The organism is Nocardioides sp. Soil796, assembly GCF_001429525.1.
Taxonomy (GTDB): Bacteria; Actinomycetota; Actinomycetes; order Propionibacteriales; family Nocardioidaceae; genus Nocardioides.
Genome location: NZ_LMSQ01000004.1, coordinates 33,314 through 48,167 on the forward strand (window position 1 = coordinate 33,314; position 14,854 = coordinate 48,167).

At 68.7% G+C, this 14,854-nt stretch carries 13 protein-coding genes; 2 read left to right on the forward strand and 11 right to left on the reverse strand.

Annotation, left to right across the window (positions count from 1 at the left end; genetic code table 11):
- Positions 1–4: 4 nt before the first annotated feature.
- Positions 5–262, forward strand: a complete 258-nt coding sequence (locus ASH02_RS02215; RefSeq protein WP_156409686.1) for a hypothetical protein — start codon at positions 5–7, stop codon at positions 260–262.
- Between the two features lie 79 nt (positions 263–341).
- Here ASH02_RS02215 and ASH02_RS02220 read toward each other — a convergent pair whose 3' ends face one another.
- The 7 genes from ASH02_RS02220 to ASH02_RS02255 all read right to left on the reverse strand — a co-directional run bounded on the left by ASH02_RS02220 (position 342) and on the right by ASH02_RS02255 (position 4,821).
- Positions 342–719 carry a hypothetical protein gene (locus ASH02_RS02220; RefSeq protein ID WP_057294198.1) on the reverse strand — a complete coding sequence of 126 codons (378 nt, stop codon included), beginning with the start codon at positions 717–719 and terminating at the stop codon, positions 342–344.
- Between the two features lie 353 nt (positions 720–1,072).
- Positions 1,073–2,239 (reverse strand): DNA cytosine methyltransferase, encoded by a 1,167-nt coding sequence (locus ASH02_RS02230; protein WP_235538943.1) that lies wholly within the window; start codon positions 2,237–2,239, stop codon positions 1,073–1,075.
- On the reverse strand, positions 2,236–2,499 hold the full coding sequence (locus ASH02_RS02235) for a hypothetical protein (protein WP_057294200.1): 264 nt from the start codon (positions 2,497–2,499) through the stop codon (positions 2,236–2,238). The genes ASH02_RS02230 and ASH02_RS02235 overlap by 4 nt, the downstream gene beginning before the upstream one ends.
- The gene (locus ASH02_RS02240) at positions 2,496–2,855 is read right to left on the reverse strand and encodes a hypothetical protein (protein ID WP_057294201.1); all 360 of its coding nucleotides are present in this window, start codon (positions 2,853–2,855) and stop codon (positions 2,496–2,498) included. The genes ASH02_RS02235 and ASH02_RS02240 overlap by 4 nt, the downstream gene beginning before the upstream one ends.
- A 288-nt stretch (positions 2,856–3,143) precedes the next feature.
- Positions 3,144–3,704 (reverse strand): thermonuclease family protein, encoded by a 561-nt coding sequence (locus ASH02_RS02245; RefSeq protein WP_057294202.1) that lies wholly within the window; start codon positions 3,702–3,704, stop codon positions 3,144–3,146.
- The gene (locus ASH02_RS02250; protein ID WP_057294203.1) at positions 3,701–4,453 is read right to left on the reverse strand and encodes a hypothetical protein; all 753 of its coding nucleotides are present in this window, start codon (positions 4,451–4,453) and stop codon (positions 3,701–3,703) included. Before ASH02_RS02250 ends, ASH02_RS02245 begins: the two co-directional genes overlap by 4 nt.
- Positions 4,453–4,821: a hypothetical protein gene (locus ASH02_RS02255; protein WP_057294204.1), complete on the reverse strand. Its 369-nt coding sequence runs from the start codon at positions 4,819–4,821 to the stop codon at positions 4,453–4,455. Before ASH02_RS02255 ends, ASH02_RS02250 begins: the two co-directional genes overlap by 1 nt.
- Positions 4,822–5,074: 253 nt before the next feature.
- Here ASH02_RS02255 and mobF point away from each other — a divergent pair, with 253 nt between their 5' ends.
- A complete protein-coding gene (gene mobF, locus ASH02_RS02260; protein WP_057294205.1) occupies positions 5,075–10,996 on the forward strand; it encodes a MobF family relaxase in 5,922 nt (1,973 codons plus the stop codon).
- Between the two features lie 248 nt (positions 10,997–11,244).
- Here the strand turns inward: mobF and ASH02_RS02265 are convergent, their stop codons facing one another.
- The 4 genes from ASH02_RS02265 to ASH02_RS02285 all read right to left on the reverse strand — a co-directional run bounded on the left by ASH02_RS02265 (position 11,245) and on the right by ASH02_RS02285 (position 14,708).
- Positions 11,245–11,910, reverse strand: a complete 666-nt coding sequence (locus tag ASH02_RS02265) for a hypothetical protein (RefSeq protein WP_057294206.1) — start codon at positions 11,908–11,910, stop codon at positions 11,245–11,247.
- A complete protein-coding gene (locus tag ASH02_RS02270; protein ID WP_235538945.1) occupies positions 11,894–12,439 on the reverse strand; it encodes a DUF6650 family protein in 546 nt (181 codons plus the stop codon). Before ASH02_RS02270 ends, ASH02_RS02265 begins: the two co-directional genes overlap by 17 nt.
- A gap of 142 nt (positions 12,440–12,581) precedes the next feature.
- Positions 12,582–13,768 (reverse strand): IS3 family transposase gene (locus ASH02_RS02275; protein WP_156409687.1). Its coding sequence is split into 2 segments (ribosomal slippage): positions 12,582–13,487 and positions 13,490–13,768, totalling 1,185 coding nucleotides; the frame shifts between segments, so codons are not numbered across the junction.
- Positions 13,769–13,817: 49 nt separating this feature from the next.
- Positions 13,818–14,708 (reverse strand): hypothetical protein, encoded by an 891-nt coding sequence (locus ASH02_RS02285; protein ID WP_156409688.1) that lies wholly within the window; start codon positions 14,706–14,708, stop codon positions 13,818–13,820.
- Positions 14,709–14,854 lie beyond the last annotated feature (146 nt).

The following is a 14,854-nucleotide window of genomic DNA, read 5'->3' on the forward strand; positions in this document are numbered from 1 at the left end:
TGTCGTGTCTGCCAACCCGCCGAAGAACGACGCGTGGCGACCGTACGCCGACGTGCGGTTCGTCCTGATACGCAACGCCGGGCGCCTCAAGCCGTCCCGCGGGCTCATCCTCGACTGGAAGCGCGACGGCCGACACTGGGAGGCCCTGGTGGTCTGGCACGACGACGCCTCTCTCAAGCCCGTGGTCAAGATGGACTGGCTCCGCATCGACCAGCTCATACCGGTGCCTGTCGACCCGAACTGGACCGCGCCGGACCGCTAGCGACCAGGCTGAGCTGTGTGGTCGGCGCAGACGAGCTCGGAGGCGGCGGCCCGGGGATGGTTAATGAGAATCGTGGTCGTCAGGAACGCCAGGCGCCGGGAGTCGCGAGCCGCGCGAAGGTCCCGGACCCGCTCGTCGAATCCTCCTGGGCGCGGCGCATGACATGTTGGACGGCACCCTTGGTCACGCCGAGAAGCCGCGCGATCGTCAGCAGCGACAATCCCGGATGGGTGCGTAGGTAGACCACCGTCGCGGCTCGCAGCTCGGCGTTGGTCTTCGTCAGCTGGGCCAGATGGTCATGCAGAGCGCTCGTCAGCTGTGCAACGCCCTCCGGCCCGCCGTACCGAGACGCCCAGCCTGGTGCTGCTTCCGCGGCCGCGGCGAGGAAACCTGACGGGTCGCGAAGCACGTCCTCCACCACCTCGGCCGGCACGGCGGTCACATCGGCGGGCTGCATGCTGCCGACCTTAACGGCCCCAAGCGCGCGCCACCGACGTCCTGCTCAGTCACGTCGAGCCTCCCGCATCGCGGCCATGAAGGCTTCGGGGTCAAGCAGGTCGTGCTCGCTCTGCGGTACTCGGCGCTCATCGGCCTTCCCCGCCAGACGGGTGGCGATCACGCCACGCCGCCGTGAACGACTCATAGACCTCGACGCCGGTGAAGCCCCGGAGTGCGCGGGTGATCCAATCGTCCTGCGCAGTGCTCATCGGCTTACCGGCCAACAGATCGAGAGCGATGGACTGGGGGATTCCCTGGATGTCGCACAACACGGCCACCGCGTCCGTTCTGCTCGCCAGCGGGGCGATCCGGTCAGGGTCCGTCCAGAGCCCGTAGCGGTTCGGGACGTGCGGGAACGCCGCCACCAGGTAGGTGTTGCTGACAACTGGATGGACCGGGAGCGCCCACCAATCGCCCCGGTTGCCCCGGACGTCCCCCACGGAGGTTCCGTCGATCCGCACCTCGTAGCGCCCTCGTTGCTTCTTCCTGAGACGCAGCCGCTTCGGCATCAGTCATCCCTCCCAGGGGTTCATCGGGATGGCGGCACCGCTCGGCGCGCGCCATCGTCGCGGCGGCGAGGGGCTTGGCCCGATCGCCGATCCGGGTGCCCAGGTTCGACAGGTCGAGGGCGTCGAGCGAGGGCGTGGACGGCGGGATGACCTCGCGGTAGCACGACGGACATCGGTAGTTGTACTGCTTGCCATACCGGACCGAGCCGGTCGGCGGGACGCCGGTCTTCCACGACCACACGGCCTGGACGATGGTCTGGCACTTCTCGCACCAGGACTCGGGACGGTGATCCAGGTCGGGCGCGGGCAGCTTCTTGTCCCAGAAGACCCAGTATCCGCGGTCGCGGGACTGGCCGACACCGAAGAACATCGAGTTCAGGTACAGGACCTTGTGGTTGTACCCCAGCAGGCCGAGCTGCTTGAGCCACCACCGGTAGGTCGACCCGTCGCCGACCTTCCGCTTGCCGGGAACGAGCTGGCCCCAGGACGCGAACTCGGTCGTGCACTCGATGAGCATCACCCGCGGGTGGTGCTGGGCGGCGTACTGCAGAACGCAGATCGCCGTCGCACGGTCACGCTCGGACCGGGTGACGCGGGCTTCGTACTCGGCGTCCTCGAGGTCGAACAGCGTCAGGCCCTCTTCGTACGCCTTCTGCGTGTTCGCCTGGCTGTGGTTGACGCAGCTGATGCCCGCAGTGAAGAGGTCCGCGGCAGGAAGGTCTCGCGCGGAGTGGTAGTCGGAGGCCTCCCTGTTGACCAGGTCGGCGATCCAGTGCTCAGCGTTCGGGTGGTTGGCCTCGTGAACCCGCACCTTGTACTCGTTGTGGTTCGCCGCCATGATCACGTCGAAGCCGGCCAGCTCGATCCCCTGCGTGAGCCCACCGAAGCCCGAGAAGGCGTCGACAGCCACGAGGGTGTCGTGCTTGAACCGACGTCGCTGCAGCGCCGGGCGCCACTGTGCGGCGGTCATGACGCACTCCCCGAGAAGGTAAGCGCCGCGACGTGGCCGTCCTTGGGTACGCGGCCAGCGTGCTCGCCGCACAAGTGCCCGCCGCTAGCGCGGACCCAGTCAATGGGCAGCTCTGCGCACGACGGATCGAGCCAGAGTGCGCCTTGGTTGGATCGAACCGTGATGGCGGCACGGCACGCCGAGCGGTGCTCGGGCTTGCCGCCGATGAAGTCGCAGGTGAAGTACGCGGAACCGTGCTCCGCAATGACGTAGATGCTCACGGGGTCACCCCCAGCAGTCGGCCGAGCTGCTCCCACAGGGTGAGGAGGTCGAGGGTGTCGGTGTCCTGGTTGCCCCACTCACGGTGGAAGTCCCGAATCTCGATCAGCCGCTCCGCGTCGCCCAGCAGCGCGGCGATGTCGGTCGGGGCGTGCGCGATGAGGTCGACGTCGGCCGCGACACCTGTCGTCTTGAGGCCGAGTCGGTGGTCATGGCCGGTGTAGTAGGCGACGAGGATGTTGTCTTCGATCAGTGCGTCGGCGGCAGTGGCCCGGACCTGGTCACCCACCCCGCGCCACGGGCCGGAGGTGGCGGCGTCCAGGCGCCGGCGGATCGAAGCGAGGTCCTCGGCGTTCATGCGACACCGCCATCAGCGACCGCGGCGATTGCCGTCCAGTACGGAGCCGGGTCGGCCTCAGGCGCCCCATGCCGGCAGGTACAGGTCTGGGCGCACATCGGGAGACCCCGGTTTGCGCACTCCTCCGGCCCGTGTCCCTTCTGCGCACATCCCTCGCAGCTGCTCATCTGGTGACCTCCTACGCCTAACGGATGCGGCCCGTGCCGCTGGGGTATAGCCTCCCTATACGGTATAGTCCCCCTATACCGTCTGTAAACCCCTTCGCCGTCATCAGTCCCGGCGTGTTGGTCAGCGACATGCCGTCCACATCCCCGCCCCGCGCTCCCGGGCCTGGTCTTCGACCTGCGCGTACGCTGCGTGGCGCGAGACCGGGTCTGAGCTGTCCCGGGCCGCGGCGGCACCGGACCGGATCTGCGCCCGTCCGATGTCGCGCCCACCTACCTCGACGTAGCGCAGCCAGCGCCCGTAGGTGTCGACGTCGTCCTGCGTCGGGTCGCTCACGAGCGTGACCTGCGTGCCGACCGACAGGAGCTGCCTGAGGTGTCGCGTGGATGGGGAGCCGTAGCACTCCCCCGGCTTGCCCGGATGCGGGAGCTCGGGTGCGCTGATGCCGAGCAACCGCACTCGGACGTCCCGGCCATTGGGAGTGGTGACCTCGACCGTGTCGCCGTCCAAGACGTAGGCGACGACGCCGGGTGTCCGCTTGCCGGCGCCCACGGAGTCGGCGCCCGCGCCCTCGAACAGGTCGCCGCTGGACCCGATGCCGCCGACGATGCCCCGTACGCCGGCGAGGACCACCAGTGCCACGATCGCCAGCGATAGGAGTCGGACCGGCTTGCTCGCGATCATCGGCCCACTCCTCCCGTGGCTGGCGCGATCGGGCTCGACGATCCCGTTGCCCGCGCCGCAGGGGTCGTGCCGGGTGAGGGCGGTCGCAGCGCCGGCCGATCCGTCGACGACGGCGGCCCGGCCGCGGCCGCGGTGCCCAGCTTCTCCGCGCTCCCGTCGACCTTCTGGTCGTCCAGCAGCTCGAGGAGGTCACCGGCCTCCGAATCGGCGTCCACGGAGAGCGCCCGGGCGTGCAGGTCCAGCCGCTCCGCGTCGAGGACGGCCCGCTTCTGTTCCCAGGCCGGCAGCACGCCGCTGGCCTCGAAGGCCTCGTGCTCGCGCACGTAGGCCTCCTGACGTGCCGTAAGTGGCTGCCCGGGAACGATCGGGCCACACCCGATCGCGTCCGCGCTCGCGACGAAGCGCGGGTAGGCGACCTGGTGGTCGCGCCACCTCTCCCGGAACTCCACCAACTGCTGACGGACCTCATCAGGCACCGCCCGCGCGATCGCTTCGACTTCTGTCCACGGGATCACCGCGACCGGGTTGTGCCAGCCGCCGTCGACGCCAAACCCGAGCCCGCCAGCCGTGCCGACGATCCGCTCCCCCGTCTCCGGGTCGTGGTGATTGGTGCCCGACCAGCCGGCCTCCCGGGCGTGGGCGACCTCGGCAGGGTCGATCAGGATCGAGGTCAGCGGCCAGCCCGACCACGACCGCAGCAGTTCGTGCTGCCGCCTGCGGCCGGTCACGATGGTCGGCTGGCTCGCCATCACGCCACCTCGACGTCGGCACCCTCACCAGTGGTGCCGGCGTCGTCGTTGGAGTCGGTCTCGAGCTGACGCAGTCGACGTACCGTCGCCTGGTCGAGTCCGGTCAGCTGCATGACATCCTTGACCGCGAGCCGCTCCGCGAGGAGTCGCTCGATCGCGGCCGCAGCCGCGATCTCCGCATCCGTGACCGCCTGCTCGGCCTGCGCCCTCTCCTCCCAGGCGACCTCCACGTCGACCGACGCCTCGTCGATGCGCCGCTCCCGGGCCAGCTGGTCCGGGTCCAACTGCAGTCGCCGCTCCCGCGCCGCCTTCAGCCGGGTATCCCGAGCCCGATCGCGACCCGCCAGTGCCTGCGTCGCCTTCCCCATCGGGGATCACCTCTTCCTTGATCGTCACGTCGCGGAAATCCACCGCGACCCCTTCACAAGCAAGAAGCAACCTCGACCGACCCAGATCGGACACCTCGACCCCGACGAATTTCGACCACCACCAACCCCAGCCAGAAACTCGACTTTCAGATTTTCCAGACTCACCAGATCCCTCGCACCCCATGCACTGTCGGAAATTGGTGCCGGGCAGGTGTCCGAAACCGGGTCGCCGCGGTTGCTTCTCCATGGCGTGATGGGTGTGCACAAGCTGACCGCGGGCGACGGGTACACGTACCTGACCCGTCAGGTCGCCGTGCACGATGCGACCGACCGCGGCCATGCGGGACTGGCCGACTACTACGCCGAGAAGGGCGAGTCACCGGGCCGTTGGTTCGGTGCGGGTCTCGGTGCGCTCGACCTCGAGGTGGGCTCGCAGGTCACCGAGACCCACATGCGGAACCTGTTCGGCGAGGGCCGTCACCCGGACGCGGAGCGGCTGGAAAACGCCGCCCTGGACGCAGGCAAGAGCATCGAGAATGCCAAGAAGGCCTCCCAGCTCGGCCGTGTGTTCGCCCGGTACCTGGGCAACCAGCCGGAGTTCATCCAGGAGACCGCGAAGCGCTACGTCGCCTACAACCTGGCCCACGGTGAGCATTGGAAGACCCTGGTTCCGGCCGACGTGCGGGCGAAGATCCGCACCGAACTGGGCAACGAGCACTTCCTCCGTGAGCACGGTCGGGCCCCGATCGATGACCGCGAGCGCGGCTCCTTCATGGCCAAGGCCACCCGCCAGCAGACCACCGCGGTGGCTGGGTACGACCTCACCTTCGCCCCGGTGAAGTCGGTCTCGACGCTGTGGGCGCTGGCCGATCGCGACGTCGCCAAGGAGATCGAGGCCGCCCATCACTCGGCTGTCGAGGCCACGCTGTCGTGGCTGGAGAAGGAGGTGTTGTTCACGCGCCGCGGCCGCGGCGGCCTCCAGCAGGTCAAGGCGAAGGGCCTAATCGCGGGCATGTTCACCCACCGCGACGCACGCTCTTCCGACCCGCACCTGCACACCCACGTCGCGGTCAGCAACAAGGTCCAGGACGAGACCGGCCGCTGGCTCGCGGTCGACGGACGGGTGCTCTACAAGGCCAACGTCACCCTCGCGGAGATGTACAACACCCTCATCGAGTCCGAGCTCATCGCCCGGCTGGGGGTTCGTTTCGAGAACCGCAGGAGCGGTTTGGACAAGGGTGTCGACAAGCGGCCCGTGCGCGAGATCGTCGGCGTCGACGAGCGGCTGGCCAAGACCTGGTCCAAGCGGCACAGTGCCATCGAGGCCCGCCGCCGCGAGCTGGCGGCCGCGTTCCAGACCGAGCACGGTCGGCCGCCGACCGAAGGTGAGGCCGTTACCCTCGCGGAGAAGGCCTGGGACCAGACCCGCCAGGCCAAGCACGCCCCCCGCGCCGAGGCCGACCAGCGGGCCGCGTGGCTGGCCGAGGCCGCCGCGATCATCGGTGGTGAGCAGGCCGTCCGGGACATGGTCGAGGACTGTCTCGGCCACCGCCCGGACGCCCAGGACGTCACCGACGAATGGGTCGCCGAGACCGCGCAGCGTGTCGTCGCGCGGGTCGCCGAGGACCGTGCGACCTGGCAGGTCTGGCACCTGCGCGCCGAGGCACAGCGCCAGGCCCGTGCCCATGGCGTCCGGCTGCCCGACCTCGACGCCGCCGTCGACCGCGTGGTGGCCACCGCGATCGGCGATCACTCCATCGCCTTCAACGACCCTGACCCGCTCACCCACGCGACCACTGCGGCCGAGCAGGACGTGCCGATCCCCGCTCCGCTGCAGCGCCCCGAACACGGAGGCGACGGTGAGGAGATCGTCAGCGTCTACAGCCTCGCCGGCGTCCGCCAGTACACCTCCCAGGCCGTGATCGACGCCGAACGGCGCATCGTCGAGTCCGCCCGACGCACCGGCGGCCGCACCATCAGCGAGGTGCGCGTCGGCATCGCGATCGCCGAAGCCGCCGCCAACGAGCTCCAGCTCAACGCCGCCCAGCAGTCCCTGGTCCGTGAGATGGCCACCAGCGGCCGCGCCGTCCAGCTCGCCCTCGCGCCCGCCGGTACCGGCAAGACCACGGCCATGCAAGTCCTCACCCGCGCCTGGCAGGACTCCGGCGGCACCGTCATCGGCCTCGCCCCGTCCGCGGTCGCCGCCCAAGAACTCGGCGCCTCCATCAACCCCGAAGCCGGCGACGCCGGTGCCGCGGCGAGGGCCAAGGGACTCCTGAACGGGCCGTGGCGCCCGGGCCGGAAGAAGGTTCGCGCCGACACGCTGGCCAAGCTCGTGTGGCACGCCAACAACGGCGGAGCACCCACGTGGATGGAGAAGATCAACCCCAAGACCCTCGTCCTGATCGACGAGGCGGGCATGGCAGCGACCACCGATCTGGCGGCCGCGATCGACTACATCACCTCCCGCGGCGCCCAGGTGCGGCTCGTGGGCGACGACCGACAGCTCGCCTCGGTCGCCGCCGGCGGCGTCCTACGCGACATCGCCCACCAGATCGGCGCCGTCACCCTCAGCGAAGTCCACCGCTTCCGCAACCCCGACGGCAGCCTCAACCACGCCGAAGCAGCCGCCACCCTGGCGCTGCGCGACGGCGACCCGTCGGCGATCGCGTTCTACGCCGACCGGGGCCGCATCCATGTCGGCGACCTCGGTGCCTGTGCCGACCAGGCCTACGCCGCGTGGGCTGCCGACCGTACCGACGGCACTGACTCAGTCCTGATCGCGCCCACCCGCGACATCGTGGCCGAGCTCAACACCCGCGCCCGCAACGACCGCCTCGCCGCCCTCGACGAGAAGGAGATCGGACCCGTCTTGACGCTGGCCGACGGCACCAAGGTGTCCGAAGGTGACCGGATCATCACCCGCGAGAACGACCGCCGCCTACCCATCAGCCGCACCAACTGGGTCAAGAACGGCGACCGCTGGCACGTCAAGATGGTCAACGCCGACGGCTCCCTGACCGTGGTCCACGACCAACTCGGCAAGACCATCACCCTGCCCGCCGACTACGTCTCCAAGACCGTCCAGCTCGGCTACGCCACCACCGTTCACGGCGCACAGGGCATCACCACCGGCACCTGCCACGTCGTCCTCACCGGTGACGAAGACCGCAACCTGCTCTACGTCGCGCTGTCGCGCGGCAAGTTCGCCAACCACCTCTACCTCAACGTCGCCAGCGACGGCGACCCGCACAACCTGATCAGGCCTGAGGCACTGATCCCGCCGACCGCACTCGACCGGATCGCCGAGATGCTGCGCCGCGACGGCTCGCCGGTCTCCGCGACCACCACGCTGCGCGAGCAGACCAACCCGCACCAGCTGCTCGGCGACATGGCCGCCCGCTACCACGACGCCGTCACTGCCGGCGCCGAGAACCTCATCGGCCCGCTCGGCATGGACAAGATCGACGCGCACGCCGAAACACTCCTCACGGGACTCACCGAGGCCCCAGCCTGGCCGACACTGCGCTCCCACCTCGCGCTCATCGCGCTCGACGAGCACAGCCCCCTGAAGCTGCTGACCGCCGCCGTGGGCGTCGGTTCGCTGGCCGATGCACGCGACCCCGCAGCCGTGCTCGACGCCCGCATCGACGACCTCGTCACCGAACTCACCGCGGCCCGGCCACACGACCCGGACGCTCCCCCGCCCACCGACGGGCCGCTGCCCTGGCTGCCCGGCATCCCCGCCCGGCTGGCCGAGGCCCACGACTGGGGACCGTTCACGGCCGCCTACCACCAGCTCGTGCGTGAACAGATCGACGCCGTACGCGAACAGGCTCGGGGATGGACCGGCGCCACCGCACCCGTGTGGGCACAGCCCTTCCTCGAGGACGAGGACGCCGACCTGCGGGCCGACCTCGCGGTCTGGCGAGCCGTTGCCGGGACCGACGAGAACGACCTGCGCCCCACCGGCGACCGCACCATCGGCGCCCCCGGCGCCTACCAGGCCAAGCTCAACCGGGCCGTCCGCGCGGCACGTCCGAGCTACCCCTTCTCCCAGCGCACCTGGTACCAGGTCCTGCCCGACAACGTTCGCGCCGACCCGTGGATCACCCCGCTGTGCCAGCGACTCGCCCGGCTCGAGCGCGCCGGGCTGCCCGTGACCGACTACATCAAGCAGGCACTGGCCACCGATCCATCCCTCTCGGGCGACCAGGACACGGACACGGACACCGCCGCGGCCGCTCGGCCACTGCCCGACGAGCAGCAGGCCGCCGCGCTGTGGTGGCGCATGGTTCCCCACCTCGGGCCGGCTGCACTCGGCGCCGACGAGCACTCCGCGAACCTGCTGCAGCCCCCATGGCGCACCGCACTGGCCGAACTCGTCGGCACCACCAAGGCCGACTACCTGCAGAACGCTCCCGCCTGGCCCGCGCTCGTGGCGGCGGTCGACGAGGCCTGCGAGCACCACGGCTGGACCCCGACCGAGATCCTCTCCAGCGCACTGGCCGGCGTCCCCCAAGACGGGAGCCTGACGGGCGTCGAGGTGGCCGACGCGCTCGTACTCCGCATCGCCATGCTCACCGACCAGCCGACGGAAGCGCCGCCGCCCCGCGACGACGAGGCGCCGTACCCCGAGGCCGACATCCCCGCGGACCCCGACCTGCTGCCACCCGAGGACGCCGACGAGTTCATGGCCGCCTTCTACCGCGACCAGCCCCACAACACCGACGTCCCTCTCGCCCACTCCCCCGCCCCGGACGACTACGACATCCTCGCCACCGAGCCGATCGACCGGGAACCGCCACCGGACGAGCACGACCCGACGTCGTACGACGCCATCGCGGCCATCGACTACCCGTACGTCGAGGACCCGTACGCGACGCCCCTGCCGTGGGAACAGACCGACGAGGTCACCGCCGAGAACGCCTTCCCCGACCCGAACGAGATCCCTGCCGAGCGGATCCACGAACTCAACCAGCAGGCACTGGCCTACTTCGAGTCCTGCTACCCGCGCTCGTGGGCGCCGGGCTACCTGCGCGAGCGGCTGCGGACCGACCTCGGCGACCACCCCACCTACACCGTCGGGTACGCACCCGGAGGTGGCCGCAGCCTGATGCGCCACCTCACCGACCAGGGCGCCACCCTCGACGAACTCGCACAGGCCGGCCTCGTCGCCCAGCGTGAACGCGACGACGGCACGACGTACTACCGCGACTTCTTCCGCGACCGACTGGTCATGCCCATCCGCGACCCCCACGACCCCGCAGGAGCGGCGCTCCTCGGGTTCGTCGGCCGCCGCAACCCCACCAAGACCGACGACGACTTCGCCGGACCGAAGTACCTCAACACCCGCAACACCAGCATCTTCACCAAGGGCGAGGCACTCTTCGGATACGCCGAAGCCCGCGAACGCCTCGCCCACGGCGCGCTCCCAGTCATCGTCGAAGGCCCCATGGACGCGCTGGCCATCACCCTGGGCAGCAAAGGCGCCGCCGTCGGCATCGCCCCGATGGGCACCGCGCTCACCATCAACCAGATCAAGCTGCTGCGCACCCACATCGACATGGTCAACGGCCGCGACCGCATCGCCGTGGCCACCGACTCCGACCCGGCCGGCTGGAAGTCGGCGCAGAAGGCCTTCTGGCACCTGACCGCCGCAGACCTCGACCCCACCCATCTCGACCTGCCCGACGGCCTGGACCCGGCCAAACTGTTCGAGACCCAGGGTGCCGACGCGATCACCGCCGCTGTCGAGAACCGGTCCCCGCTCGGAGACGCGATGATCGACCACCTGCTGCGCACCGCAGGACACTGGTCCGAGACCGACGTCCGCCAGAAGCTCATCCACCAGACCGCGCGCATCCTCGGATCCCGCGGATCCGAACACTGGCTCGACGGCTTCGAGCGTCTCCGCCAGAAGCTGCACCTCGCGCCCGGCATCCTCGAACACCAGACCGTCACCGAGAGCATGGAGCGCGACCAAAACCGCCCGGCCTACGCCCAGGCCCGCATCGATGAGATCAACGCCGAAGAGCGCAAGAAGACAGCCAAGGCCGATCCCCAGTCCCGACGCCGAGCAGCCGAGCAGCGACTCGCAGCGCCAACCACCCCGCCCCGGCCCGGCCACGACGTGCCGCCAACAGGCCCCGATCACGCGGGGCCCGCGCGGTGACAGCACCTCGCTCAGAATCCCTCTGGACGAACTCGGGGCAACCAATGGTCGCCTCAAGGCCTGAATCTGCCCTCGAACCTTCGCCAGGAAGCGCTCTGGGTGAACTGCGAGCGCATCTCGGCCCGAGAACGCCGCCGCCTCCCGGGTCCACCAACAACAACCGATGTCGAGATGCAGCCAATCTCGAGCAAACGTAAAGTTGCTCAAGATCTACTGGCCGAGTCGACTTTGATCGGGTCTGGTGCGCCCTAGAGGTCGGCGGGGCTATCAGGGATCTTGACTCGACCGGACAGAGGGTCTTCGGCACGCCATTGTCGGTATGTATCGGGCAGGTCGCCTTGCGGCGGGAGGTGCTCCACGAGCGCGTCCGCGCTCGGAATCATCTTGAGGACGGCAACGAGCAGGTCCACCGTCTCGGTCAAGTGCATACCGAGGTCGGCCATGAGGATGCTCGGGTGAACCTTGCCCGTGTGGTTCGGAAGGAGCCACCGCGCCGATGGGTTCGGATGACCTCCCCACGTGCAGTGCTGCTTGTACTCGCTGGGGCTGAACCCGCCTGCCTGTCGCATCTGGCCCGGTCGGAACGACTTCTCGATGCGGTTGGTCGACGCGGATAGCCACCGACCCCGCTGCGATGCGTCGTCGCGGAACACGGCCATGAGGTAGTGCGCCTCCACGATCTGCCGCGTGAGGGCGGTTGCCGCGTACCAGCGCTCACGGTCGAACGCGTCGGCCGCCTCCTGACCGAGTTGCCCGACCATCTGCGTCAGCAGCGCAACGGCTTCGGTATCGCTGTCCTGCGTAGCCCATGCGGTCACCCACAGACTGTCGCCCGCCCCGGCAAGCCAGTCAGCAGCAAGGTGGCAGATCTGAGAACGGAGAGCGCTGAGGTCGTCGTCAGTCACGGCCACCATCCGGTGCGGGCAGGGTCTGAGCCAGGTCGTCGTCTACGTCCAGCCCGAACGACGCCGCGATGATCGCGACTTGCAACCCCACGCCTGATCGAAGTTCACCTAGCGCCTCACCGAACCAGTAGTCGTTCATGCGCCAGTCGGGATCGCGGAACAGGTGCCGTGTCGCGGACTCCGGTCGCTCGACGGCTCCGACGCGTTCGAGGAACCGCACGCAGTAGCGGCGCATCAACTTCAAGGGCCCGGACAACTCGTCGGCGATGCGACCCTGCCCGATCAAGTCGCTGAGGAATGCTCGAATCTCCAGCACGGACGTCACACACTGCTCGGGGACCTCGTTCGTGTACGTGGAGAAGAGCACGCGCCGGGTCTCCACAAAGGCGATCACCTTCCGGGCGACTTCGACGTCTGCAGTGCCGGGGTCCCACTGCACGCCAGAGATCGGGCAACTGACGCCGTTGACCCGGTTGATGATCTCCTTGAACTTCATGCGCCGATGTTGCCATTGCCGAAGGTCCACCGCTCCGGGCATCGGCGGCAGGCCATCCACGAATGGCGGGTCACTCGTCGCTGGGGTCGGGCTCGACAGCCTGGGTCAGCACGGGTTGTCGCACCGCGAACTCACCAAGCGCAGATGCGTCCGGGACTGCTGCACGAACAGGTGACAGTTTTGGTTAGGCCGCCTGGGTGGCAGTTGTCGTCATGATCAACTCGTATTCGACCGGGGTCAACCGTCCGAGAGCAGCCTGCCTGCGGCGGCGGTGGTAGGTCTTCTCGATCCACGTGACGATCGCGATCCGTAGCTCCTCTCGGGTGTTCCAGGGACGCCGGTCGAGGACGTTCTTCTGCAGCAGTGCGAAGAAGGACTCCATGGCTGCGTTGTCGCCGGCAGCTCCGACGCGGCCCATGGACCCGACCATGTCGTGACGGTTGATGGCGTGGACGAACTTCCTGCTTCGGAACTGCGACCCGCGGTCGGTGTGCAGCACACAGCCGGCCACTTCGCCGCGCCGGGACGCCGCGCTGTTCAACGCCGCGACGGCCAACCGGGACTTCATCCGTGAGTCGATCGAGTAGCCGACGATCCGGTTGGAGTAGGCGTCCTTGATCGCGCAGACGTAGAGCTTGCCTTCCGCGGTCCAGTGTTCGGTGATGTCGGCCAGCCACAACTCGTTCGGGCCCTCAGCCTTGAACTCGTGGCGGGTCACGCCGTGCTTGTCGACGAAGGCGCAGAGGTCGTCGTGGACCGGCGGCCCTGGCTTCTTGCCGGTGCTGCCGCGCTTCTTCCCGTGCGACGACCACCAACCCAACTCGGAGCAGATCCGCCAGGCGGTCCGCTCAGCCATCGGCTCGCCGGCTTCGGCTGCCTCGTCGACCAAGAACCGGTACCCGAACTCGGGATCGTCGCGATGGGCGTCGAACAGGGCGTTGGCGCGGTAGGCCGCCGCCAGCTCAGCGTCGGTGACCGGGTTCGCGAGCCAGCGGTAGTAGGGCTGGCGTGCGATGTTGAGGACCCGGCACGTCACCGTGACGGGGACACCGTCAGCGGCCAGCTCGCGGACGAGCGGGTACATCATTTTCCCGGCAGGTTGGCCTGCGACAGGTACGCCGCCGCGCGGCGCAGGACCTCGTTCTCCTGCTCGAGGAGCTTGATCCGCTTGTTCGCCTCACGAAGCGCATCAGCCTCGACGCTCGATCTGCTCGACGTCTGGGACGACTTTCGCTCGTCGATCGTGAGCCACCGCTTCAGGCACGACGGCGAGATGCCGAAGTCCTTCGCGACCTGGGCGACGGAGGAGTCCGAGTCCTTGTAGACCCGGATCACGTCCTCACGGAACTCCTTGGGGAACGCCTTTGGCATGGTGCACATCCTTCCAGCGCCGACACATCGACGCAGATTCAGATGTCACCTATCCGTGCAGCAGTCCCTCCGATGGCTGCAGCGCGGCGATCGCGTCAGCCTCATCGAGTTGACCCGCAGCCGTGAAGTGCTCAACGAGATCCTGCTGTCGACGATGGGCGTTCAACGCCTCCAGGGCTTGGGCGTTCTGAATGCGCTTCGCAAGTAGTTCCTGTTCTGCGATCTCGTTGGCCAGTCGGGCCTGTCGCAATTGCTCCTGCTTGAGGGCGACATCGAGATGGGATGTCTCGACACGGTCCTCAACCGTAGCCTCCGCGACCGCCGCCTCCGCTCTCTTGATCTTCTTCCGATCGCCGAGCGTCGCGGCTGTCTCGATGACGCCGGCGACCTTCGTGAGCGCTTCTGCTCCCGCACCGACGGCTGCGAGCTCTTCACCAAACGGGTTGCGATAACAAAGCTCGCGGACTGTCACTTCAGCGGGGGCAAGGCGGGCGACCTCATCGGCGACTAGGGCGAGGTACAGCTCGGGATCGAGAACATCCAGCCCGGTCGACATGCCTCCCAGCCAGGGACCTGTCGCTCCAGCGAACGCACGTTCGTAGCCCGTACCCGATAGCTCAGAGAAAGCGGACTTCGTGCGCCGGCGCCGCCTGTACCAGTAGTCCCACCAGAGATCCGGCGGCAAGTCCCGCGCTTCCTGTTCGAGGTAGGCGCGGACTTCGAGCAACCGCTGGGCGCGATAGAACGGGCTCGACTCGCTCCCCTGCGGAAACCGCTCAAGCGCGCTGCCCAGCTCCTCATCGGTCGGAAACTTCAAGCGCTCGGACGCAGCGCGACGCACGCGACGCAACTCTGCGGCTCGACCAACGTCAGTCGCTACACGGACCGCCTTGACCAAGGTTTCGATCTGCGCGGGGGTCGCGCCGGGACCAACGTCCATAGCGACCCGAACGCTACCGAGAACGACGCCGCATGTGTCGAAGATCCGCGCTGCCGCGACCACGGATGTGGAAATGGCCGACCGGCCGCGTGACCTAACAGCCATGCGAGCGCGGCAAGCTTTGGGCTCCGGCCGTGCCCGAGCCA

Coding starts and splice junctions, on each gene's coding strand:
- ASH02_RS02220 (WP_057294198.1), bottom strand. CDS start 719: ATGCAGCCCGCCGATGTGACCGCCGTGCCGGCCGAGGTGGTGGAGGAC.
- ASH02_RS02230 (WP_235538943.1), bottom strand. CDS start 2,239: ATGACCGCCGCACAGTGGCGCCCGGCGCTGCAGCGACGTCGGTTCAAG.
- ASH02_RS02240 (WP_057294201.1), bottom strand. CDS start 2,855: ATGAACGCCGAGGACCTCGCTTCGATCCGCCGGCGCCTGGACGCCGCC.
- ASH02_RS02245 (WP_057294202.1), bottom strand. CDS start 3,704: ATGATCGCGAGCAAGCCGGTCCGACTCCTATCGCTGGCGATCGTGGCA.
- ASH02_RS02250 (WP_057294203.1), bottom strand. CDS start 4,453: ATGGCGAGCCAGCCGACCATCGTGACCGGCCGCAGGCGGCAGCACGAA.
- ASH02_RS02255 (WP_057294204.1), bottom strand. CDS start 4,821: ATGGGGAAGGCGACGCAGGCACTGGCGGGTCGCGATCGGGCTCGGGAT.
- mobF (WP_057294205.1), top strand. CDS start 5,075: ATGGGTGTGCACAAGCTGACCGCGGGCGACGGGTACACGTACCTGACC.
- ASH02_RS02265 (WP_057294206.1), bottom strand. CDS start 11,910: ATGGTGGCCGTGACTGACGACGACCTCAGCGCTCTCCGTTCTCAGATC.
- ASH02_RS02270 (WP_235538945.1), bottom strand. CDS start 12,439: ATGCCCGGAGCGGTGGACCTTCGGCAATGGCAACATCGGCGCATGAAG.
- ASH02_RS02285 (WP_156409688.1), bottom strand. CDS start 14,708: ATGGACGTTGGTCCCGGCGCGACCCCCGCGCAGATCGAAACCTTGGTC.